Below are 22,271 nucleotides of genomic sequence, written 5' to 3'. Positions count from 1 at the left end.
GTTGAGCACGAGTCAGCCGTCAAGAAATGGGAGATTCTCTTTTCGAACGACGCGAGCAGCATCATCGTATAGAAACGGGAGAAACATATAACGGCGACCTTTGGTTACCGGAGTGGCTTCGTGCAAAAGTGAACACGAAAACACCACAGCTCCTCCTGTTGGAGCGCTGTAATGCATTTTTCCAAACTCTGGAAAATGCAGAAAACCGCCTTCGTACTCTCCCGTATTAAGAAACAGGGAAACGGCAAAACGGCGATGCGCTGTACCCTTCGTGGTGTTATCCCTATGGGGCCGGAAATGCCCACCTTCATCGCTGTTGTAGCAGGCCACCATATAGCGCTCCATTCGAGTGGCATTGAACTGGAACGCTTTATGTAGCTCTGGAAGCAGACGGTTGGCTATACGCAACGAACATGCTTTGGATAGAGCCTCGTCCTCAACATTGCAGTCACGACGTTGCTTGTGGCCATGGTCGGTGATGTGGACGGTTTTACCCGACTGCTCCACCATAAACCCGGACTCCTCTCCGCCACGCTCGTCGTAGTAACTTATCAGTGCTTTACACAGCTTGGGCTCAAATATACGGGGAATCACCAGGACTGGTGCGTGTGGAGTGGCGGCATGTGGCGGTGCCAGTGCGGGTAATCTATCCAGAAAGCGCATTAAAGAGGGGACATGGTTATCAACCGGCGTCTCGATCGGGACGATGGCCAGGATACGTAACGCAGGATCCAGCACATAGGTCATTTGCCTGATGCTGCCGTCTATCTGCAATGTACCGTAGAGCTTACTGACTGACCGATCGAAGTCCCAGATGAAGCGCATGCCAGGTATCGAACTTTCTACCCGCTTCAGCTTTTCATCATCTGGATCTACGGACACACCGAAGAAGCAGACGTGATCGTCATTGAACCGCTGGCGATGGGCCTGAACAGCTTCCAGAACTTTAATTGATGTGGGATCAGCCGCAGAACCAAAAAAAGTAAGCACTACATACCGACCGGCAATAGTGTCGAAACAAAAGCGCTCTCTTTGTTGAGTGCGGCAATGGAACCAAGGGGCAGGTCCACCGACTGAAAACGCTGTGGCGCGCATCACAACTCCTTGCCGGCAGGCAGTGGATCGCTAGCAGGAAGAACTCCAGGCACTCGAAACTTGCAGGTAAAGCTAGTTCAGACTTGTTGAAGCTGCCTGGAGCGCTGATGGCGACTCCTCATTCATGACTTGTATCTCTGGTTTTTTGCAGAGCAAGGTGCGGTCTATCCGAGACGCCCAGGGCTCTGGCAATCATCCAGGCTTATCAAGCCTCGGCGCTGGCAGACCAGGCATCGATCACCGATTGCAGGAACTGCTCCGACAACCGAGGGTTGTCCAGGGCCCTGGCGATCAGTATGGCCCCGGTGATCGATGACAGGATGCGCAAGGCCTCCTGGTGTTTTTCATCATCGGTTTGGCCGTCGACCAAAGGCAGCAGCGTTTCGATCAGGGTCTGCACGCCTTGGGTGAACGAGTGGCTGACGGCACCGCCGTTGCGCGCGACATCGGCCCCCAGGGCAGGGATCGGGCAGCCTTCGGTCCAGTTGCTCAAGTGGCTTTGGGTCAGGTACCCCTTGAGCAGTTCGGGGATGGATTTGGCTGCTCGCCAGTCTTCGATGTTGGTTTCGAACGTGCGGCTGACCGCCTCTGACGCCAACTGCTCCTTGCCGCCGGGGAACTGTCCGTAAAAGCCGCCATGGGTCAGGCCCACCGAGCGGGACAGTTCGCCGATACCGATGCCGTCGATTCCTTTTTCCCGGTACATCTTCGAGGCTGCGCCGAGGATCGCTTCCTTGTTGGCTGCTGCCTTGTCTTTCGTCACTTTCATGAGTGGGGTCCTGTCATCCGATGAGCGCCCTGGCAAATTTTTGCTGAGGGGCTGGCATTGATGATGATCATAATATAAATTCGCGGCAATGGCTTTGCAGGCCGACGAGCCCGTGGCTCAAGTCAGAACACCTCACAGGGTGCCACCCCATGAAACGTCATGATCTGCGCAGTATCGACCTCAATCTGCTGGTGATTTTCGAGGCGCTCATTCAGGAACGCAATGTCACGCGGGCCGCGGAAAGACTTTCCCTGGGCCAGCCGGCGGTCAGCGGCGCGTTGGGTCGATTGCGTACGCTGTTCAACGACCCTCTGTTTAAACGCATTGGCCACAAAATGGAACCGACCACCCGGGCCTTGCAGGTGGCGCAAACCCTTGGGCCCGCATTGGACTGTATCTGCGCTGTCGTCAGTCTGACGGCTTCCAATAAAAACCCAGTTGATTCAGAGGCTTGATCTGAGCATTCATTTTTTTTGCCCTTAAACATGATAGTCATCATTAATGATGATAACCAAGTTCACTCCGTTCAATTCGTCGCTGCCCCCTGTGCGGCCGAGAATTCTCCAACCCCTAAACCGTCAGGCGGACACTACCCATGCAACAGTCACTCAAACCTTTGCGTTATCCCCTTGCTGCATTGGCGTTGGCGACCCTCACTGCTTGCGGCCACGCACCCGATGCCGCCAAGGCTCCGGGTGCGCCGCCTGTCACGGTCGCCAAAGTGCTCGAGCAACCCATCACCGAATGGGATGAAGTCACCGCCCGCCTGGAAGCACCGGAAACCGTCGTGGTTCGCCCGCGGGTGTCGGGGCAGATCGATCGAGTCGCCTTCACGGATGGCGAGTCGGTGAAGAAAGGGGATTTGCTGTTCCAGATCGATCCACGGCCGTTCGAACACGAAGTGCATCGTTTAGAGGCGCAATTGCAACAGGCTCGCGCCACGCTGGTTCGAACTGGCAATGAAGCGCAACGGGGCCAGCGCCTGCTGAGCAGCAATGCCATTTCGGCGGAACTGGCCGACACGCGCAATACCACCGCTCAGGAAGCCCGTGCCGCCGTCGATGCCGTGCAGGCGCAACTCGATCTGGCACGCCTGAACCTGAGCTTCACCCGCGTCACCGCGCCGATCAGCGGCCGGGTCAGTCGTGCTGAAATCACCGCCGGCAACATCGTCACCGCCGACACCTCGGCGCTCACTAGCGTGGTCTCCACCGACAAGGTCTACGCCTATTTCGACGCCGACGAGCGCCTGTTCCTCAAGTACGGCCAACTCTCCCGCCAAGGCCGGCGCAGCCAGTCGACACCGGTGTACATGGGCTTGTCGAACGAAGAGGGCAATAGCCACCTGGGGCAGATGAACTTCGTCGACAACCAGGTCAATCCCAAGACCGGCACCATCCGTGGCCGCGCGGTGTTCGACAACACCGACGGCCAATACACCCCGGGGCTGTATGCCCGATTGAAGCTGGTGGGCAGCGCAGCCTACGCCGGCTTGCTGATCAAAGACGAAGCGGTGGGCACCGACCTGGGCAAGAGGTTCGTGCTGGTGATCGACCAGGACAACAAGGCCGTGTACCGCAGCGTCGATCTGGGACCGAAGCTCGAAGGCTTGCGCATCGTGCGCAGCGGTTTGCAGAAAGAAGACCGCATCGTCATCAACGGCCTGCAACGGGTTCGTCCCGGCGCGGTGGTCGCGCCGCAGGACGCGCCGATGGCCGATGCGCAAACCGTCGCCACCCTGGCCCGTCAACGCCAGGCCATCGAGGCGGGTAATCAGCCCGTCGCTCCGTCCCCGGCACTGGTGAAAACGGATGCTGCCGTTTCACCTCGCGGATAAAGGAACACTGCCATGAAGTTCTCCCGGTTCTTTATCACGCGGCCGATCTTTGCCGCGGTGTTGTCGCTGCTGATCCTGATCGCCGGCGCCATCGCGCTGTTTCAGTTGCCGATCAGCGAATACCCCGAGGTAGTGCCACCGACCGTGGTCATCCATGCCAACTACCCGGGTGCCAACCCCAAGGTGATTGGCGAAACCGTAGCTGCACCTCTCGAACAAGCGATCACCGGCGTCGAGAACATGCTGTACATGTATTCGCAGTCCACGGCCGATGGCCGGCTTACCCTCACGGTGACCTTCGCCCTCGGCACTGACCTGGACAACGCCCAGGTGCAGGTGCAGAACCGCGTGACCCGGACCGAGCCAAAGCTACCCGAAGAAGTGACGCGCATTGGTATCACCGTGGACAAAGCGTCGCCCGAGCTGACGATGGTGGTGCACCTGACCTCGCCGGACAAGCGCTACGACATGCTGTACCTGTCCAACTACGCGATCCTCAACGTCAAGGATGAGCTGTCGCGCCTGAACGGTATCGGTGACGTGAAGATGTTCGGTATCGGCGACTACTCGCTGCGTATCTGGCTCGATCCGAACAAGACCGCTTCACGCAACCTGACCGCGACTGACGTGGTCAATGCGGTCCGCGAACAGAACCGTCAGGTCGCTGCCGGCCAACTGGGCGCACCGCCTGCGCCCAACGCCACCAGCTTCCAGATGTCGATCAACTCCCAAGGGCGGCTGGTCACCGAGGAGGAGTTCGAGAACGTGATTATCCGCAGTGGTCCGGACGGCGAAATCACTCGCCTCAAGGACATTGCGCGGATTGAACTCGGCTCCAACCAGTACGCCCTGCGTGCCTTGCTCAATAACCAGGAAGCGGTGGCGATGCCGATCTTCCAGCGCCCGGGTTCCAATGCGATCGACGTCTCCGATCAGGTGCGGGCGAAGATGGCCGAGCTGAAGAAGAACTTCCCGGAAGGCATGGACTACGAGATCGTCTACGACCCGACCATCTTCGTGCGCAGTTCGATAGAAGCGGTGGTTCACACGCTGTTCGAAGCGCTGATTCTGGTGGTGCTGGTGGTGATTCTGTTCCTGCAAACCTGGCGCGCTTCGATCATTCCATTGGTGGCGGTACCGGTGTCGTTGATCGGCACCTTTGCCGTGATGCACCTGTTCGGCTTCTCGCTCAATGCCCTGTCGCTGTTCGGTCTGGTGCTGGCCATCGGGATCGTGGTCGATGATGCGATCGTGGTGGTGGAGAACGTCGAGCGCAACATCGAGTTGGGCCTCGAGCCGATCGAGGCAACCAAGAAAGCCATGGGCGAGGTGACCGGGCCGATCATCGCCACGGCGTTGGTATTGTGCGCGGTGTTCGTCCCTGCTGCCTTTATCTCCGGTTTGACGGGCCAGTTCTACAAGCAATTCGCACTGACCATTGCCATCTCGACGGTGATCTCGGCGTTCAACTCCTTGACCTTGTCGCCGGCATTGGCCGCGGTATTGCTCAAGGCCCACGGCGCGCCGAAAGACCGTTTCTCCAAAGTGCTGGACCGATTGTTCGGTGGCTGGCTGTTCAAACCCTTCAACCGCGTATTCGAAAAAGCCAGCCATGGCTATGTGGTTGCCGTCGCCAAGGCCATTCGTGGCAGCAGCGTGGCCTTGCTGGTGTATGCCGGGCTGATCGCCATGACCTACATGGGCTTCAGCACCACGCCGACCGGTTTCGTGCCGACCCAGGATAAAAAGTACCTGGTGACCTTCGCGCAACTGCCGGACGCCGCCAGCCTTGATCGTTCGGAATCGGTGATCCGGCGCATGAGCAGCATCGCCATGAACGAGCCGGGCTTCGACAGCGCCGTGGCGTTCCCGGGGCTGTCGATCAACGGCTTCACCAACAGCCCGAACGCCGGTATCGCCTTCATCGGCTTGCGGCCCTTCGATGAACGCAAAGACCCGAGCCTGTCGGCAAAGGCGATTTCCGCTTCACTGAACGCCAAGTTCGGCAGCATTCAGGACGCCTACATCGCCGTGTTCCCGCCACCGCCCGTTCAAGGCCTGGGCACCATCGGTGGCTTCAAACTGCAGATCGAAGACCGCGGCAACCTGGGCTATGAAGCCCTGTACAAAGAGACCATGAACGTCATTGCCAAGAGCCGCAGCGTTCCGGAACTGGCCAACCTGTTCACCAGCTTCACGGTGAACGTGCCGCAGGTCGACGCCGCGATCGACCGGGAAAAAGCCAAGACTCACGGCGTCGCCGTCAGCGATATTTTCGACACGTTGCAGGTGTACCTGGGCTCGCTGTATGCCAACGACTTCAACCGTTTCGGCCGCACCTACCAGGTCAACGTTCAGGCAGACCAGCAATTCCGCCTGGAACCGGAGCAGATCGGCCAGTTGAAGGTGCGCAACGACCATGGAGAAATGATCCCGCTCGCCACCTTCATCAAGGTCAGCCCGACGTCGGGGCCTGATCGGGTCATGCACTACAACGGCTTCATCAGTGCGGAAATCAACGGTGCGGCGGCTCCCGGCTTCAGCTCCGGCCAGGCCCAGAAAGCCATCGAGAAACTGCTCAAGGAAGAACTGCCCAACGGTATGACCTACGAGTGGACCGACCTGACCTACCAGCAGATCTTGTCCGGCGACACCGCATTGCTGGTGTTCCCGCTCTGCGTCCTGTTGGCGTTCCTGGTGTTGGCTGCACTGTATGAAAGCTGGAGCCTGCCGCTGGCGGTGATCCTGATCGTACCGATGACCCTGTTGTCGGCGATTGCCGGGGTGATCATTTCCAAGGGCGACAACAACATCTTCACCCAGATCGGCTTGATCGTGCTGGTGGGTCTGGCGTGCAAGAACGCGATCCTGATCGTCGAATTCGCCAAGGACAGGCAGGACCAGGGCCTGTCGCCGCTGGATGCCGTGCTGGAGGCCTGCCGCATGCGTTTGCGGCCGATCCTGATGACCTCGATCGCTTTCATCATGGGGGTGATTCCGTTGGTGACTTCCACCGGAGCCGGTTCGGAAATGCGTCGCGCCATGGGTGTCGCGGTGTTCTCCGGGATGCTCGGGGTGACCTTCTTCGGGTTGCTGCTGACGCCGGTGTTCTTCGTCCTGATTCGTCGCTACATCGAACGTAAAACCGCGCGCAAGGCGGCCCGGGTTCAAGCACTCAACGTTATTGATTCGGAGGCACACTGATGAACGCTTTCAAGCTCTTCCTTCCCAGCCTCCTGGTCGCGGCATTGGCCGCCTGCACCGTAGGGCCGGATTACAAATCCCCGGACACAGCGCCTGCCCATGTCGTCTCGGCACAAGGCGCCCACTACGATCAATCGCGTTTTGAAACGGTGTGGTGGCAGCAATTCGACGACCCCACGCTGAACCAGTTGGTTGGCAAAGCGCTCAATGGCAACCGCGATGTGCGTGTGGCCTTCGCCCGCTGGAAAGCCGCCCGGGCCATCCGCGATGACGTCAGCAACGACAATCTGCCGGTGGTCACCAGTCGGGTCAGCAGCGTGCAGGGCAAGTCGCAGGTGCCGGGCCTGACCGAGAGTCGGGTCAATACCGAACGCTACGACCTGGGCCTGGACATGGCCTGGGAGATCGATCTGTTCGGGCGCATCCAGCGTGAGCTGGAATCCAGCGACGCCCGGGAAGACGCCACGGCGGCGGATCTGTATCAACTGCGGGTGACCATGATCGCCGAGTTGGTGGACGCCTATGGTCAGCTGCGCGGTGCGCAATTGCGGGAAAAAATCGCCCTGGCCAACCTGAAGAATCAAAGCGAATCGCGCGCCGTGACGGTGAGCCTGCGTGACGCTGGTGTGGGTAACGAACTCGACGTGGTGCGCGCCGATGCCCGATTGGCGGCGGTCGAAGCGAGCGTGCCGCAACTGCAGGCGGAACAGGTACGCGACAAAAACCGCATCGCCACTCTGCTGGGCGAACGCCCGGACACCCTGAGCATCGACTTGAGTCCAAAGGATTTGCCGGCCATCGCCAAGGCATTGCCGATTGGCGATCCCGGCGAACTGTTGCATCGGCGCCCGGATGTGCTCGCGGCAGAGCGCCGGTTGGCGGCGTCAACGGCTGATGTCGGCGTGGCCACCGCCGACCTGTTTCCACGGGTGAGCTTGAGCGGGTTCCTCGGGTTCACGGCGGGGCGCGGTTCGCAGATTGGCTCCAGTGCCGCCCGTGCCTGGAGCCTGGGGCCGAGCATCACCTGGGCCGCGTTTGACCTGGGCAGCGTGCGGGCGCGCATTCGTGGCGCCAACGCCGACGCCGAGGGTGCATTGGCGACCTATGAACAACAGGTGTTGCTCGCACTGGAGGAATCGGAAAACGCCTTCAGCGACTACGGCAAACGCCAGCAACGCCTGCTGTCGCTGATCAAGCAAAGCGAGTCGAGTCGCGCAGCGGCCGATCTGGCAGCGACGCAATACAAGGAAGGGGTGGTGGACTACCTGGTGTTGCTGGATGCGCAACGTGAGCGCCTGAATGCCGAGGATGCCCAGGCACTGGGTGAAACCGATCAGTACCGCGCCATTGTGGCGATCTACAAATCCCTGGGTGGCGGTTGGGACAGCGGCGATACCAGGCTGGCGAAAAACAACTGACAGGAGCGTAATTCCGTTCATTCAAGAGACAGAGCGAACAATAAAGAACCTGTGGCGAGGGAGCTTGCTCCCGTTGGACTGCGTAGCAGTCCCATTTTTGGGGCCGCTTCGCGCCCCAGCGGGAGCAAGCTCCCTCACCACATAAAGAATGTTCGTCTTTTTTTCGTCAATGACCATCCACAACTCGCGGCAGCCCCAACGGATTACCCTCGCGCAGAGCCTCCGGCAGCAGGGCATCGGGAAAGCCCTGGTAGGCCACCGGGCGCAGGAAACGCTCGATGGCGGTCATGCCCACCGAAGTAAAACGACTGTCCGAGGTCGCCGGAAACGGCCCGCCATGCACGGTGGCGAAACACACTTCCTGCGGATGGGCGAAGGCATTGACCACGATGCGTCCGGTGCGTCGCTCCAGGGTTGGCAGCAAGCGACGGGCCAGTGGCAAATCGTCCTGTTCAAGATGCAGGGTCGCGCTGAGTTGCCCCTTCAATGAGCGCGCGACCCGCAACAGTTCATCTTCATCCCTGACCTTCACCAGCAGCGCGAACGGGCCGAATACCTCCTGCGAAAGCAACGTCTCGGCGAGAAAGCGTTGGCCATCGACCTCGAACAGCGCCGAGCGGCCATCGAATTCTGCGGTCGATGTCGAGCCAACGGCGACGAGGCTGGCGCCGGCGCTTTCCATTGTACACAGCCCTTTCAGGTACGCCCCATGGATGCCCGGTGTCAGCATCGTGCGTGCCGGTGCTTCGCTCACGCGTTTGCTCATGGCGTGGCGCAGCGCTGCAAATCCTGGACCTTCGACGGCAACCAGAATGGCCGGTTTGAGGCAGGCTTGCCCGACGTTGACCAGCATGCGCTCAACAAAGCCATCACCGATCTGCGCGCCGCGTTCGGCGAGAGCCTGGGGCAGGATGAAGGTCGGGTTGACGCTGGTCATTTCGGCGAAGACCGGAATCGGATCGGAACGTAACTGCGCACGCCGATACAGCGCCATGCCACCTTGTTCGGAACCGGTGAAGGTCACGGCCTTGATCAGCGGATGATCGACCAGCGCTTCGCCGATGGCATTGCCGGAGCCGCGCACCATGGAGAACACGCCTTCGGGCAATTCGCTGTCTTGCACCGCCTGGCGGATAGCGCGGGCCTGGATTTCCGAGGCGCCGGGATGCGCGTTGTGCGCCTTGAGAATGACGGTCGAACCCGCCGCCAGCGCCGACGCAGTATCGCCGCCGGCCACCGAGTAGGCGATGGGGAAATTGCTCGCGCCGAAAATCGCCACCGGGCCGATGGCGATTTTTTGCAGGCGATGGTCCATGCGCGGGCGTGGCTGGCGCTCCGGTTGTGCGGGATCAATGGCCAGTTGCAGGAAGCGCCCGGTGCGCACCACATCGGCGAACTGGCGGAACTGGGTGGCCGCTTTGATTGCCTCGCCTTCCAGTTGTGCCTCGGGTACGCCGGTTTCCAGGGCGGCCCGTGCAGCCAGCGCTCCACGAACGCTATCGAGATTGTCGGCGATGCGTTCGAGAAACGCCGCACGCACGGCAAGCGTGGTATGGCTGTAGACATCGAATGCTTCATCGGCCAGGGTCGCAGCCCGGTCGACATCGGCCACACCACCCAGTGCGAACGCCGGTTCAATCGGCTGGTTGATCGCGGGATTGAGCGCCTTCAGGGTGCCTTCGCTGGCGGCGACATCGCTGGCACCGATCAGCAGTTTGCCGGTCAACTGCATCACGCACCTGCCTTTGCCAGCGCGGCAACGAGTTCATCGGTGGTCAGGATGGCGTGAGCGAAGGTCGGGCCGTTGAGCTCATGGGCCGAATGCATCATTTCCGGCTTGAAGGCGGCGGTCGCATCCCGTACCAGGGTGACGTGATAGCCGAGTTCCTGAGCGTAACGGGCGGTTGCCTCGATGCAGGTATTGGCCAGCAGGCCGACGATGATCACGTGGGTGATACCTTTCTGCTTGAGGCGGAAATCGAGGTCGGTATTGGCAAAACCGCTGGAGCCCCAATGCTCCTGCACGACGATGTCGCCGTCCTTCGGCGCGAAGTCGGGGTGCCATTCACCGCCCCATTCGCCCCGTGCGAAGTGGTGCATATGCATGACCTTGCACTGGGTGGGGCTTGGGTGATCCCAGTTTTCGTAGTCGCCTTTTTCCCAGCGGCGGTGCGGTACGATGACCACAGGGATGTTGAGCGCGCGAATGGTGCGATCAAGCGTACGCAGGTTGTCGAGCAGGCCGACTTGCTTGGCAATGGGCTCGATCAAGGGGTAGATCTTTCCGCCGTCCGACAGAAAGTCGTTGTAGGGGTCGACCAACAGATAGGCAGTCCGGTCAAGAGGGTAGGTGGCGTTGGACATGACGGTTCTCCGCAAAATAATCCGTGGATGGTGAAGTGTAGTTGCTCAAAATTTACGTTGATATGATAATCATAGTAACTAGGAAAGAGGCAATACCGCATGTCGGTGAAAACAACTGTTTCTGAAACCCTGTGTCCGATTTCCCGGGCCGAAGCCGTCGTGGGCGACCGCTGGACGGTGCTGGTCTTGCGCGAACTGTTCATGGGCAGCCATCGCTTTGACGACATCCAGGCGCAGACCGGCGGTACGCCGCAAATGGTCGCGGCGCGCTTGAAAAGCATGGAGGCCGACGGGCTCGTAGAGCGCCGCGCTTACAGCGAACGGCCAAAACGCTACGAATATCACCTCACGGAAAAAGGCGACGCGTTTTACTCGGTGGTCCTGGCGTTGCGGGCCTGGGGTGAAACCTGGTGCAAGTCGCCCGAGGAAGGCCTGGCGGTGGTGTATACCCACCGCAGTTGCGGCGAGCCCGCCGGGCTCGGTCCGCTTTGCGCCCATTGCGGGCAGCCCCTGCGCCGCGCCGACCTGATCAGTGAGCCAAGTGCCGCCTATGTCGCCGAACGCAGCGCCCGGCGCGAAGCGTTCAAGGGCAGTCGCGGGGCCGATCCGGTAACAGCGAGGGAATAAGACCAACGACGTGCCGGCAGTTGCGGCTTTGTATCCGCAGGTATCCGCAACGCCCGCCGTTACCCCAGCATACAAAACCGCCGTTTCCCGACACCCGGGCGATACACGACAGCCTTCAAATGGAACCACCGGCATCGCGCCACTTTCGGCGCGACCCGGCGTGGTTCAACTGGAGGAAAGACAATGTTGCGTACCCACACCCGTCACACCCTCGGCAAGCTTGGTCTGGTCCTGGCCGCCGCAGGGCTCGCGACCGTAGCGAGCCTCTCTCAAGCCCAGGAAACCCAGCCGGCCCCGGCGATGAAAAGCTGGCAGCAGGGCCTGCACCGCACCGACCTGGTACACGAAGACCTGGGCGCCGCCAACCGCGAAGTCCTTCAGGTGCTCGTGGACTTCGATCCGGGCGTGACGTCGCCCAAACATGCTCACCCGGGTGTAGAGGTGGCGCATGTGATCAGCGGCACCTTCGAGTATCAACTGGAAGGGCGGGCACCGGTGACGCTCAAGGCCGGTGACTCGTTGTACATTCCCGAAGGCGTCGCCCATGTGGCGAAGAACGTGGGCCAGGGCAAGGCCTCGGAACTGGCGACCTACATCGTGAACAAAGGCGAGCCGCTGCTGATCCTGAAGGAGTAGGCGGGGAGCCACCGGATCATTGCGAACTGCAAACCTCCCACACACAACCGCGCAGCCAGCGATGCGCCGGGTCGGCGTCCATGCGCGGGTGCCACAGCATCGAAACCGTGATCGTCGGCGTAGGGAACGGCAGGGCAAAGCAGTGCATCCCCTGGCACAGGTTGCCGACGTGCCGCTGCGGTACGCTGGCGACCAGGTCTGAAGCCCGTGCCAATGCAATCGCCGAAGAGAAACCCGCAACAATGGTGGCGATGTCCCGCTGCAGTCCCAGTTCATACAAGGCGTCGTCCATGACGCCTTTTTCGTGGCCCCGGCGCGAGACCAGGATGTGCCGGGCCTCGGCATAACGAACAGGTGTCATCTCACCTCGAGCCAGTGCATGGCCCTTGCGCACGACGCCAATGAACCGGTCGCGAAACAGCATTCGGGTGCGCACTTCCGGGCTGGTGGACTCGCCGATCACACCGGTTTCCAGATCCACCGAGCCTTCGCGCAGCAGGGTGCTGTCCTTGTTCAGCTTCTGCACGAAATTCAAGCGGACACCGGGCGCCTCCTGGTGGATACGGGCGATCAGTGGCGGTCCGAAATTTTCCACGAAGCCATCGCTGGTGCGCAGGGTGAAGGTGCGCACCAGTTGACTGAGGTCGAGTGCCTCGGCGGGACGCAGGACGGCTTCGGCGTCCTGCACCAGCGCGCCGACCCGTTCACGCAACTCCAGCGCCCGGGGCGTGGGAACCAGTCCGCGCCCGGCCCGAACCAGCAGCGGATCGCCCGTGGTTTCGCGCAGTCGCGCCAGCGCCCGGCTCATGGCTGAGGGGCTCAGGCGCAAACGCTTTGCCGCGCGGGCCACGCTGCCTTCTTCGAGCAACACGTTCAGGGTGATCAACAGATTCAGATCGGGCATCGAATCAATTCCTGTAGGAGCGAGCCCTGGTTTGTGGATGAGATGGCGTTATATGCACGTATAAAGTGCAAATGCTGCGCCTTCCGCCATGTTATGGCCAGGCTTAGGCTCGGGACAACTATTTGAGGAGTCGCGAGAAAATGAAGTCCATATCGATCCGGGGCGCCTTGGCCAGCCTGTCGTTATCCATGCTGCTGTCGTCCCTGGGCACCAGCATTGCCAACGTGGGTTTACCGACACTGGCCGAGGCGTTTTCAGCGTCGTTCCAGGCCGTGCAGTGGGTGGTGCTCGCCTACTTGCTGAGCATCACCGCGCTGATCGTCAGCGTCGGCCGGCTCGGCGACCTCATGGGGCGGCGGCGATTGCTGCTGATCGGCATTGCGTTGTTCACCGTCGCCTCGCTCCTCTGCGCCCTGGCGCCCAATCTGTGGTTGCTGATTGCCGCCCGGGCCTTACAGGGCGTCGGCGCGGCCACCATGATGGCGCTGACCATGGCGCTGGTGAGCGGGGCGGTGCCCAAGGAAAAAATGGGCAGCGCGATGGGCGTGCTCGGCACGATGTCGGCGATTGGCACTTCGCTGGGGCCGACCCTTGGAGGTTTTTTGATTGCCAATCTGGGGTGGCGGGCAATTTTTCTGGTCAATGTTCCTGTGGGTGTTTTGGCGATTGGGCTCTCGCTCTACTTTTTGCCGAATGATCGTGATCGCAGTGAGAGGAGGGTGGATCGAGCGGGCTTCGATGTGCTCGGCACGCTGGTACTGGTTCTGATGCTGCTGGCTTATGCACTGGCGATGACCATTGGGCGTGGCAGCCTGGGGGCGCTGAACATGACGCTGTTGCTGGTGACGGTTTTTGGGCTGTGCGTGTTTGTATTCGTCGAGCACACGGCTAAGTCGCCTCTGGTCCGATTGACGATGTTCCGTAACTGGCAGATGAGCGCAGGATTCGTCATGAGCATGCTGGTGACCACCGTGGTCATGGCGACCATGGTGGTAGGGCCGTATTACCTCTCTGGCGCACTGGCGTTGAATGCTGCGAGCGTCGGGTTGGCGATGTCGACGGGTCCGCTGGTGGCCGCGCTGGCAGGCGTACCGGCGGGCCGATGGGTCGATCGTTTGGGCACGTATCGAGCCAGCACGATTGGGTTGATCGGCATGTTGACCGGCGCTTGCATCATGCCGGCCTTGCCGATGGCGTTCGGTGTGCCCGGCTACATCCTGCCGCTGGCGGTCATTACCGCCGGTTATGCGCTGTTCCAGGCGGCGAACAATACCGCCGTGATGGCGGACATTGCGTCGGACCAACGTGGCGTGATGTCCGGTTTGCTCGGCCTGTCACGCAATCTCGGGTTGATCACCGGCGCCTCGGTCATGGGCGCTGTGTTCGCCTTCGGCACGGCCAGCGACGATATTTTACAGGCACAACCCGAGGCCATCGCGCAGGGGATGCGGTTGACGTTTGCGGTGGCTGCGGGGCTGATTCTCGTGGCTCTGGTGCTGGGAGCAATTAGCAAAATCGTTTCACGTCGCTTGATTGCGCCGTGCTGAAAAACGGCGCGACTGTCGTGAAAACGACCTGTTTGCGCTGAACGCGAAGCCTCGCGAGTTTTCTGTTGAACGAGTGTTCAGTCTGGACTATGTTGGGGGCCACCTTCCCCCGGCTGGTTGCGGGCTTGCGTTTCTTCAATTCGAACGAGGCACTGGCATGCGGTTTTCACCCTTTGTTGAACGGATCAGTGGCCAAGGCGTTGCCGCTTGGGATATCCACTACGCGGCCAGCGCAGCACAACGCAAAGGCGAGGACGTGATCATCCTCAGCGTCGGCGACCCGGATTTCCCCACCCCCGATTTCATTACCGATGCCGCCATCCACGCCTTGCGTGAAGGGGATACCCACTACACCGAGATCGCCGGCCGCCAGGCCCTGCGCGAGGCCATTGCCGACCGCTACAGCCAGTTGATCGACCGCGAACTGCAGGCGTCGAACGTGATTCTCGCGGCCGGTGCGCAGAACGCCTTGTTCGCCACCTCGATGTGCCTGCTCGGTGCCGGCGACGAAGTGATTGCCTTCGATCCGATGTACGTCACCTACGAAGCCACGCTCAAGGCGTCCGGCGCCACGCTGGTGCGGGTGCCCTGTGCGGCGGACTCGGGTTTTCGCCTCGATGCCGCCGTGTTGGCCAAGGCCATTACCCCGCGCACCCGGGCGATATTCTTCTCCAACCCGAACAACCCCACCGGCGTGGTACTCAATCGCGAAGAACTGCAAGCCATCGCCGACCTCGCCATCGCCCATGACCTGTGGGTGGTGGTGGACGAGGTCTACGAGAGCCTCGCCTACGAGCGTGAACACCTGAGCCTGGCGGCGTTGCCGGGCATGGCCGAGCGCTGCGTGGTGATCGGCAGCCTGTCCAAATCCCATGCCATGACCGGTTGGCGCATCGGCTGGGTCGTGGCCAATGAAGCCCTGGTCAATCATGTCGAAACCCTGGTGTTGAGCATGCTGTACGGCTTGCCCGGGTTTGTCATGGAAGCAGCGCTCAAGGCCGTGCAGTCCCATGACGAAGTCACCCACGGCATGCGCGAGATCTATCGTCGGCGCCGCGACCTGGTGGTGTCCGGCCTGGCGGATTGCCCGGGCATCAGCGTGTTCAACCCCGATGCCGGCATGTTCGTGCTGGTGGACGTGCGCGGCACCGGCCTGACCTCGCTGGAATTCGCCTGGCGCCTGCTGCGCGAAGCCGGTGTCTCGGTGCTGGATGCGGCGGCATTCGGTGAGCCGGCCCAGGGGTTTGTACGGCTGTCGTTCACCCTCAGTGACGAGCGACTGGCACAGGCTTGTCAGCGCATTCGCGGCTTTGTCCAGGTACTCAATGGTGAGGCGCGGCGGCCGGTGATCGGCACGGTGACCAGCACCGCGACCGTCCAACCGGTCGCGGCCAAGACCATGATCGAGGTCGATGGCCTGCACAAACGCTTCGGCAATATCGAAGTGCTCAAGGGCGTTTCCCTGACCGCCCGCGAGGGCGACGTGATTTCCCTGATCGGTGCCAGCGGCTCGGGCAAAAGTACCTTGTTGCGTTGCATCAACATGCTCGAAGTGCCGGATCAGGGACGCATCCTGGTCGATGGCGAAAGCATTCACCTTAACCAGAATCGTCCCGGCGCACCGCTGGTGTCGGACGCCAAGCAGCTGGTGCGCATCCGTTCCAGTCTGGGCATGGTGTTCCAGAACTTCAACCTCTGGCCCCATCGCACGGTGCTGGAAAACCTCATCGAAGCGCCGACCCAGGTCCTGCGTGAAAGCCGTGCGGAGGCCACTGAACGGGCCGAAGCCCTGCTCGAACGCGTCGGGCTGGCGGCCAAGCGCAACGAGTACCCGGCGTTTCTCTCCGGGGGACAGCAACAACGGGTGGCCATCGCCCGGGCCCTGGCCATGCGGCCCAAGGTCATGCTGTTCGATGAACCCACCTCGGCACTCGACCCGGAACTGGTCGGGGAAGTGCTGCGGGTGATCCGCTCCCTCGCCGAAGAAGGCCGGACCATGATCCTGGTGACTCATGAAATGGCTTTTGCACGCGATGTCTCTTCCAAAGTCGCCTATTTGCATCAAGGGCTGATCGAGGAAACCGGTTCGCCGGACGAAGTGTTCGTACACCCACGCAGCGAGCGTTGCCGGCAATTCGTCAACGCTCATCAGACTCGCTAACTCATCATAAAAAGACGGGAAAACAACATGGGAAATCGACGTTTTGCAAACTGGTTGACCGGTGCGGCCTGCGTAATGCTGGCCGGCATGAGCGCAGCTCAAGCACAGCCGATCAGGTTCGCGGTGGCAGCGGAACCCTATCCGCCGTACACCGAAAAACAGGCCAATGGCGAGTGGAAGGGCTTCGAAGTCGACCTGATCCACAAGCTGTGCAGCGAAATGAAAGCCGATTGCGAGATCAAGGAAGTGGCGTGGGACGGCATCATTCCGTCGCTGTTGGCGAAGAAGATCGACGTGATATTTTCCTCGATGTCGGTGACCGAAGAACGGGAAAAACAGATCGCCTTCAGCAAGGCCTACTACGACTCGGTGATCGCTCTCGTCGGCCCGAAAGAGGCGTCGGTGAAGAAGTACCCGGATGACCTCAAGGGCAAGATCATTGGCGTGCAGAACTCGACCGTGAGCGCCAGCTACCTGAAGACCTATTACGAAAAAATCGCCGACGTTAAGTACTACGACACCCAGGACTCGGCCAACGCCGACCTGATTGCCGGGCGCATCGATCTGATGATGGCCGACGGCACCGCCATGGCCGCGTTCATCAAGACCCCGGACGCCAAGGACCTGGCCTACCTCGGCACCGTGCCTTATGACCCGATCTTCGGCAAAGGCGTGGGCGCCGGCCTGCGCAAGGACGACACCGAACTCAAGGCCAAACTCGACAAGGCCATCCAGGAATTGCTGGCGAGCAAGGACTACGACGACCTGTCCCAGAGCTACTTCGGCACCAGCGTGAAGCCTGCGTTCTGATCCCAGGCATACAAGCAAAAACCTGTAGGAGCGAGCCTGCTCGCGATGAGGGCATGACAGTCACCAACCAGGTGGCTGAACCACCGCTATCGCGAGCAGGCTCGCTCCTACAGGGGACCGTGTCCTCCAACTGGAGACTGATATGCCGGCAATGTTCGATCTGATCAATTTCACCGAGCAGGGATGGGGCAGTGCGCTGTTGAAGGGGCTCTGGATGACCCTGCAGATTTCCGCCGGGGCCTTTGTGCTCGGGCTGGCCATCGGGCTGGTGGTGGCGTGCCTCAAGCTTGGCGCGCCAAAGCCAATTGCGGCGCTGATGCGCGGCTACACCACCTTGTTCCGGGCTGTTCCGGAATTGCTGCTGATTCTGTTGCTGTACTACGTCGGCTCCATGCTCCTCAATTCGCTGATGACCCAACTCGGCTACGGCGTGGTCGATGTCAGCGGTCCGCTGGCGGCCATCGTGGTGCTGGGGCTGGTGCAGGGCGCCTACGCCTCGGAGATTTTCCGCGCGGCGATCCAGGCGATTCCCTTCGGCCAGATCGAAGCGGGAAAGGCGTTCGGCCTCAACGGTTTCGGGCTGTTTCGCCGGGTCACGCTGCCGATCATGGCGCCATACGCCATGGCCGGGATGGCCAACCTGTGGATCAACCTGATCAAGGACAGTGCGCTGATCAGCGTGGTTGGCACCAATGAACTGCTGTACACCGCCAAGCAAGGTGCGGGATCGACGCGCCACTATCTGTTGTTCTACCTCACGGCTGCCGCGTTGTATTACGCGGTGACGCTGGTGTCCAACTACCTTTCGGGACGGTTGGAGCGACGCATTCGTCGCTGGATGCCTCTTGTTGACTGAACCGGCAGAGAGAATGAAATGATTCCAGCGTGGATAGTTGAATACGCGGCACTGTTGGGCCGGGGGCTGCAAACCACCCTCGCAATCCTGTTGATCGCCAGTGTGTTGGGTTTTGGCCTGGCGGTGTTGGTGGCGTTGGCGCGGATCTCGAAAAACAAGGTGATCGCCAAGGTCAGCCTGTTCTACACCAGCGTCACCCGCGGTACGCCGTTGCTGATCCAGATCTACATTTTCTACTACGGCCTGGGCAGCCTGTTTGCCCAGTTTCCGCTGATTCGCGGCAGTTTCCTCTGGCCGTACCTGCGCGACGGTTACTGGTACATCGTGTTCGCCCTGGTGGTGTCGGTGGGGGCCTATGTCGGCGAAGTGATTCGCGGTGGCCTGCTGGCCGTGCCCAAGGGTGAAATGGAAGCGGCCTCGGCCTTCGGCATGACCGCGCGCCAGTCCTTGCTGCGGGTACGCTTGCCCCGGGCGATGCGCCTGTTGCTGCCGACCCTGGCCGGGGAAACCGTGATGCTGCTCAAGTCCACGGCGCTGGCCTCGACCATCGCCGTGATCGATCTGCTCGGCGCCGCCAACGTGGTCCGCGCGCAGACCCTGCAGGTGTACGAACCCTTGGTGCTGGTGGCCGGCGTCTACGTCTGCCTGACGTTCCTGATCGAAGCGCTGTTTGCCTTTGCCGAGCGGCGCGGGACGCCGGTACGCAGGTCGGCCTGATGAGTTCGCCACGGGTTGACCGGTCGTTGCAGGGCATTGGCCTGTGCACGTTGGGTTACGCATTCCTGTCGTTGCAGGATGCGGTCATCAAGTGGCTGGTGGCCGACTATTCGGTGGTCACCATTCTGTTCTGGCGCGCCGCCGTGGTGGTCGTGGCAGTGTTGCTGGCGGGGCGCCTGCGCCTGATCCAGCGGGCCTGGCGCTCGCCGAGCCGGCGCCTGCTGGTGGTGCGCGGTTTGCTGTCGATTGTCGCCTGGGTGCTGTACTACACGGCGGCCCGGGACCTGACCCTGGCCGAGATGACCACCCTGTATTTTTCCGCGCCGATCATGGTCACGGTGCTGGCGGCAGTGATTCTCAAGGAGCGCGCCAGCGGCTGGCAGTGGTTCAGCCTGATCATCGGTTTTGTCGGGGTGGTCATTGCCTGTCGCCCCGACAACATGAACGATCCGTTGCCGATCGTCCTGACCCTGCTGGCGGCGATGTGCTGGGCGTTCACTTACATCCAACTGCGTCAGGTGGATGAGAAGACCTCAGTGCTGGAGCAGATGCTGATCACCAACGTGGTGTTCGTGATTTGCATGGCGGTCGCCTTGCCCTGGACCCACACGCCATCACCGACGCCCGCCTGGCTGGGCATGCTCGGCGCCGGCCTGGTGGGCGGCATTGGCCAGTTCCTGTTGTTCGCCAGTTTCCGCCGCGCCACCGCGACCTTGCTCGCGCCGTTCGAATACACCGGGCTGATCTGGGCGTTTGCGCTGTCGAGCCTGGTCTGGGGCACGCTGATGGACATGTCGCTGATGATCGGCGCCGGGCTGATCGCCGTCAGCGGCACCCTGGCGATGATCTTCGGCCGGCATCCGTCACAGGACGTCGTCGGTGCTGAATGCTCCGTGACGCAGCCCCTTTATCCAGCAACGGCAGATGTGCAGTCCGTTGGCGGCGCTGAAGGTCTCGGGGTTCAGGCACCACTCGAGCCAGAGACCGTCGAGCATCGCCGATAAGCCGATGGCGGCCAGGCGCGTGTCGTGAATCACGAAGCCTTCGCTGGCGGCCAGCCCGTCGAGCAACTGGCGGATCAGGTCGAGGTAAGCGCGGTAGCTTTTTTCGTGGGACTGGCTGACGTGTTCGGAGTGACGGATCAGGCTCCAGAACACCACCCACACGCCGAGCAGTTTCGGGTCCATGACCCTGGGCGAGAACGAGCCTTCGAGAAAAGCATCGATTTTTTTCGCAGGTGTCTGGGCCTGCTCGATTTCCTGGAGCAGGGCCGTGGTCAGTTCGCTCGCGAGCCGCTGGTAGGTGTCGGCGATCAGTGCCTCGATGCTGCCGAAGTGATGGTTGAGCAGCCCCACGGACACCCCGGCCTCGGTGGCAATGCGCCGTACGGATATCCCGGCGTGACCGTCGCGGCCCAGGCAGCGCAGGGTGGCGGCCACCAGCATTTCGCGACGGTCCTCGGGTTCGACGCGGCGGTTTTTCGGGGCATCGGTTGTCACAAGGCTGTCCTTGGGTGAGGTTCCACGATGCCGAGCTTAGTTGAACGTCTGTTCAATCACCAGCCTCGGCAGCAGCGATACAACGTTTTTCAACGTTCATGACGGGAGGGAAAGCCAATGCCGCAGGATATTTCGTTCAGTGTTCGCAACAACAACGGTGATGCCGTGCGGGTCGGTGCCTGGCGCTATGCAGGCGACGGCAACGGGCCAAACGTGCACCTGCAGGCCGGCGTACACGCCGATGAAATCGCCGGGATGCTGGTCCTGCATTTGCTGATGCAACGACTGCAAATCGCCGAAACCCAAGGCCGGCTCAAGGGCAACATCACCGTGGTGCCGCAGGCCAATCCGCTGGGCATCGGGCAGTTTCGCCAGGGGCGGATCCTCGGCCGTTATCACGACGCCACTGGGCATAACTTCAACCGCTCGTTCGATCAGTCGGCGGCCATGGAACGACCTTCGACCTGCGTTCAGGAGTGGCAAAAAAAACTGGTGCAACTGGCAGCCCCGGCCGATGTGATGCTCGACCTGCATACCGATGACGAGGCGCTACCGTACCTGTACGTGCACCGCAGTTTCTGGCCCCGTGGCCGCGAACTGGCGGCGGCGATGAAGATGGACGTGGCGATCATCTGGGACGACGGCGGCGATGGCTCCTTCGAGGAAACCATCATTGCCCCGTGGATACGCGACGGAGTCACTGCAGGGCGCATGGCCGCGACCCTGGAGCTGCGCGGGCAGGGCGATGTCAGCGATCGTTACGCCGAGTCGGATGCCGAAGGGCTGTACAACTGGCTGTGCGGTTGCGGCGTCATCGATGAGTCAGTGGCGCCCACGGACTGGCCCGTCGAAGCCGTGGAAATGGGCCACATGGAAACCATCATCGCCCCGCAACCCGGCGTGCTGATCTTCGAAAAAGAGCTGGGGGATTTCGTCGAGGAAGGCCAACGCTTTGCACGGATTCTTGGGCGGCCGGGTGATCCATCCTCCGAAGTGGTGTTGCACGCCGAACAAGCGGGGCGCCTGGTGACGCGCTATCGCGATCGTCTGATACCCCAGGGCATGGGGGTGGCGAAATTCACCGGCAGCCGGGTGTCGCGTAACTGGAGTGGTGGGTTGCTGGATCCGAACTAGTGATAGCCCAGCCAACATCAAACACACAAAACCTGTGGCGAGGGAGCTTGCTCCCGCTGGGTCGCGTAGCGGCCCCAGCTCTTCACCTGAAAAGCAGGGCCTGCTGCGCAGTCCAGCGGGAGCAAGCTCCCTCGCCACGGGGGCAGTGTTAGTCATAGATTCAGTGTTTATTCGCGCGGGTCGATTTGGTCCAGCACCCGATTCGCCGTGATCTCCGCCAACATCACACTGTTGGAAATCCCCAGCAGGGCATTGCGCGAGCCTCCATCCAGATGATCCACCAACTGATGCACCATCACATCGACCGAGGCTAGCGTTTCGACCAGATAAACGACCAGGGTTTCGGTCGTGGCTTCGGGGTCAACGGTAAACAGGTGGCTGGGTCTGCGCGGTGTGGCTTTGATGTCGGCAGTCGAGGGGAAGTGGAAGGCGAGCGCGCGTTCGGCGGCCTCGTTGAGCTTGTTTGAATCGGGTTCGTATGGGGAAGTCGGATCGGTGTCCGGCGGGTTGGGGGTGACCTTGAACATAAGCTAGATCCTTGTATGGAGCGCCACCCCTCTTGCGACTAAACGAAAGGGGAGGCAGCTGTACGCAGGTTAGTCGACCGGGGATCTAGCAAACCGGCGCGCCCGAAGGCGCCCTGCGCACAGCTACCATCAAGTGCAAGCATGGGAATGCCTGACTGACAGAGCT

At 61.2% G+C, this 22,271-nt stretch carries 19 protein-coding genes and 1 pseudogene; 13 read left to right on the top strand and 7 right to left on the bottom strand.

From position 1 onward, the window contains the following. Positions 1 to 12 precede the first annotated feature (12 nt). Both KGA96_RS12725 and KGA96_RS12720 read right to left on the bottom strand, forming a co-directional pair. Complete coding sequence (locus tag KGA96_RS12725) at positions 13 to 1,095, bottom strand: 2OG-Fe(II) oxygenase (RefSeq protein WP_223513024.1); 1,083 nt, start codon at positions 1,093 to 1,095, stop codon at positions 13 to 15. 205 nt (positions 1,096 to 1,300) lie between these two features. Then, a complete protein-coding gene (locus tag KGA96_RS12720) occupies positions 1,301 to 1,864 on the bottom strand; it encodes a TetR/AcrR family transcriptional regulator (RefSeq protein WP_223464643.1) in 564 nt (187 codons plus the stop codon). Positions 1,865 to 2,013: 149 nt separating this feature from the next. Between KGA96_RS12720 and KGA96_RS12715 the strand changes: the two genes are divergently transcribed. The 4 genes from KGA96_RS12715 (at position 2,014) to KGA96_RS12700 (ending at position 8,323) form a co-directional block, all read left to right on the top strand. Further along, entirely contained in the window at positions 2,014 to 2,319 is a 306-nt protein-coding gene (locus tag KGA96_RS12715; protein WP_046042509.1) for a LysR family transcriptional regulator, read from the top strand. Positions 2,320 to 2,459: 140 nt separating this feature from the next. Next, entirely contained in the window at positions 2,460 to 3,701 is a 1,242-nt protein-coding gene (gene mexE / locus KGA96_RS12710; RefSeq protein WP_223513023.1) for a multidrug efflux RND transporter periplasmic adaptor subunit MexE, read from the top strand. Between the two features lie 12 nt (positions 3,702 to 3,713). Then, positions 3,714 to 6,905: an efflux RND transporter permease subunit gene (locus tag KGA96_RS12705; RefSeq protein ID WP_223513022.1), complete on the top strand. Its 3,192-nt coding sequence runs from the start codon at positions 3,714 to 3,716 to the stop codon at positions 6,903 to 6,905. Further along, on the top strand, positions 6,905 to 8,323 hold the full coding sequence (locus KGA96_RS12700) for an efflux transporter outer membrane subunit (RefSeq protein WP_223513021.1): 1,419 nt from the start codon (positions 6,905 to 6,907) through the stop codon (positions 8,321 to 8,323). Before KGA96_RS12705 ends, KGA96_RS12700 begins: the two co-directional genes overlap by 1 nt. A 166-nt stretch (positions 8,324 to 8,489) precedes the next feature. Here the strand turns inward: KGA96_RS12700 and KGA96_RS12695 are convergent, their stop codons facing one another. Both KGA96_RS12695 and KGA96_RS12690 read right to left on the bottom strand, forming a co-directional pair. Then, positions 8,490 to 10,055: an aldehyde dehydrogenase (NADP(+)) gene (locus tag KGA96_RS12695; protein WP_223513111.1), complete on the bottom strand. Its 1,566-nt coding sequence runs from the start codon at positions 10,053 to 10,055 to the stop codon at positions 8,490 to 8,492. Next, complete coding sequence (locus KGA96_RS12690; RefSeq protein WP_046042501.1) at positions 10,055 to 10,687, bottom strand: isochorismatase family cysteine hydrolase; 633 nt, start codon at positions 10,685 to 10,687, stop codon at positions 10,055 to 10,057. The genes KGA96_RS12695 and KGA96_RS12690 overlap by 1 nt, the downstream gene beginning before the upstream one ends. A gap of 99 nt (positions 10,688 to 10,786) precedes the next feature. On the opposite strand from KGA96_RS12690, the gene KGA96_RS12685 reads away from it, so the two are divergent. Both KGA96_RS12685 and KGA96_RS12680 read left to right on the top strand, forming a co-directional pair. Then, a complete protein-coding gene (locus KGA96_RS12685) occupies positions 10,787 to 11,314 on the top strand; it encodes a winged helix-turn-helix transcriptional regulator (RefSeq protein WP_223464640.1) in 528 nt (175 codons plus the stop codon). A gap of 183 nt (positions 11,315 to 11,497) precedes the next feature. Next, positions 11,498 to 11,950 carry a cupin domain-containing protein gene (locus tag KGA96_RS12680; RefSeq protein ID WP_223513020.1) on the top strand — a complete coding sequence of 151 codons (453 nt, stop codon included), beginning with the start codon at positions 11,498 to 11,500 and terminating at the stop codon, positions 11,948 to 11,950. 16 nt (positions 11,951 to 11,966) lie between these two features. On the opposite strand, the gene KGA96_RS12675 is transcribed toward KGA96_RS12680, so the two are convergent. Next, positions 11,967 to 12,854, bottom strand: a complete 888-nt coding sequence (locus KGA96_RS12675) for a LysR family transcriptional regulator (protein WP_223513019.1) — start codon at positions 12,852 to 12,854, stop codon at positions 11,967 to 11,969. A 122-nt stretch (positions 12,855 to 12,976) separates the two neighbouring features. On the opposite strand from KGA96_RS12675, the gene KGA96_RS12670 reads away from it, so the two are divergent. The 6 genes from KGA96_RS12670 (at position 12,977) to KGA96_RS12640 (ending at position 19,949) form a co-directional block, all read left to right on the top strand. After that, positions 12,977 to 14,401 (top strand): MFS transporter, encoded by a 1,425-nt coding sequence (locus KGA96_RS12670; RefSeq protein ID WP_404942369.1) that lies wholly within the window; start codon positions 12,977 to 12,979, stop codon positions 14,399 to 14,401. A 157-nt stretch (positions 14,402 to 14,558) separates the two neighbouring features. After that, complete coding sequence (locus KGA96_RS29730; protein ID WP_317850344.1) at positions 14,559 to 16,562, top strand: aminotransferase class I/II-fold pyridoxal phosphate-dependent enzyme; 2,004 nt, start codon at positions 14,559 to 14,561, stop codon at positions 16,560 to 16,562. A 27-nt stretch (positions 16,563 to 16,589) separates the two neighbouring features. Then, the gene (locus tag KGA96_RS12655; protein WP_046042494.1) at positions 16,590 to 17,372 is read left to right on the top strand and encodes a transporter substrate-binding domain-containing protein; all 783 of its coding nucleotides are present in this window, start codon (positions 16,590 to 16,592) and stop codon (positions 17,370 to 17,372) included. A 142-nt stretch (positions 17,373 to 17,514) separates the two neighbouring features. After that, positions 17,515 to 18,228: an ABC transporter permease gene (locus KGA96_RS12650; RefSeq protein ID WP_046042493.1), complete on the top strand. Its 714-nt coding sequence runs from the start codon at positions 17,515 to 17,517 to the stop codon at positions 18,226 to 18,228. 18 nt (positions 18,229 to 18,246) lie between these two features. Continuing rightward, on the top strand, positions 18,247 to 18,945 hold the full coding sequence (locus tag KGA96_RS12645) for an ABC transporter permease (RefSeq protein WP_223464627.1): 699 nt from the start codon (positions 18,247 to 18,249) through the stop codon (positions 18,943 to 18,945). Further along, positions 18,945 to 19,949, top strand: coding sequence for a DMT family transporter (locus tag KGA96_RS12640; protein ID WP_046042491.1), 1,005 nt, complete (start codon positions 18,945 to 18,947; stop codon positions 19,947 to 19,949). The genes KGA96_RS12645 and KGA96_RS12640 overlap by 1 nt, the downstream gene beginning before the upstream one ends. Here KGA96_RS12640 and KGA96_RS12635 read toward each other — a convergent pair. After that, positions 19,905 to 20,390: pseudogene (locus KGA96_RS12635) on the bottom strand (TetR family transcriptional regulator C-terminal domain-containing protein); the annotation flags it as partial. The gene KGA96_RS12640 and the pseudogene KGA96_RS12635 overlap by 45 nt on opposite strands. A 171-nt stretch (positions 20,391 to 20,561) precedes the next feature. Here KGA96_RS12635 and KGA96_RS12630 point away from each other — a divergent pair. Beyond that, a complete protein-coding gene (locus tag KGA96_RS12630; protein WP_223513018.1) occupies positions 20,562 to 21,578 on the top strand; it encodes a succinylglutamate desuccinylase/aspartoacylase family protein in 1,017 nt (338 codons plus the stop codon). Between the two features lie 167 nt (positions 21,579 to 21,745). On the opposite strand, the gene KGA96_RS12625 is transcribed toward KGA96_RS12630, so the two are convergent. Then, positions 21,746 to 22,105: a DUF6124 family protein gene (locus tag KGA96_RS12625; protein ID WP_046042489.1), complete on the bottom strand. Its 360-nt coding sequence runs from the start codon at positions 22,103 to 22,105 to the stop codon at positions 21,746 to 21,748. Positions 22,106 to 22,271 lie beyond the last annotated feature (166 nt).

This window comes from Pseudomonas sp. GL-R-26, assembly GCF_019947365.1.
In the GTDB taxonomy this organism is placed as follows: Bacteria; Pseudomonadota; Gammaproteobacteria; order Pseudomonadales; family Pseudomonadaceae; genus Aquipseudomonas.
This window is presented reverse-complemented; position numbering and strand designations above follow the sequence as displayed.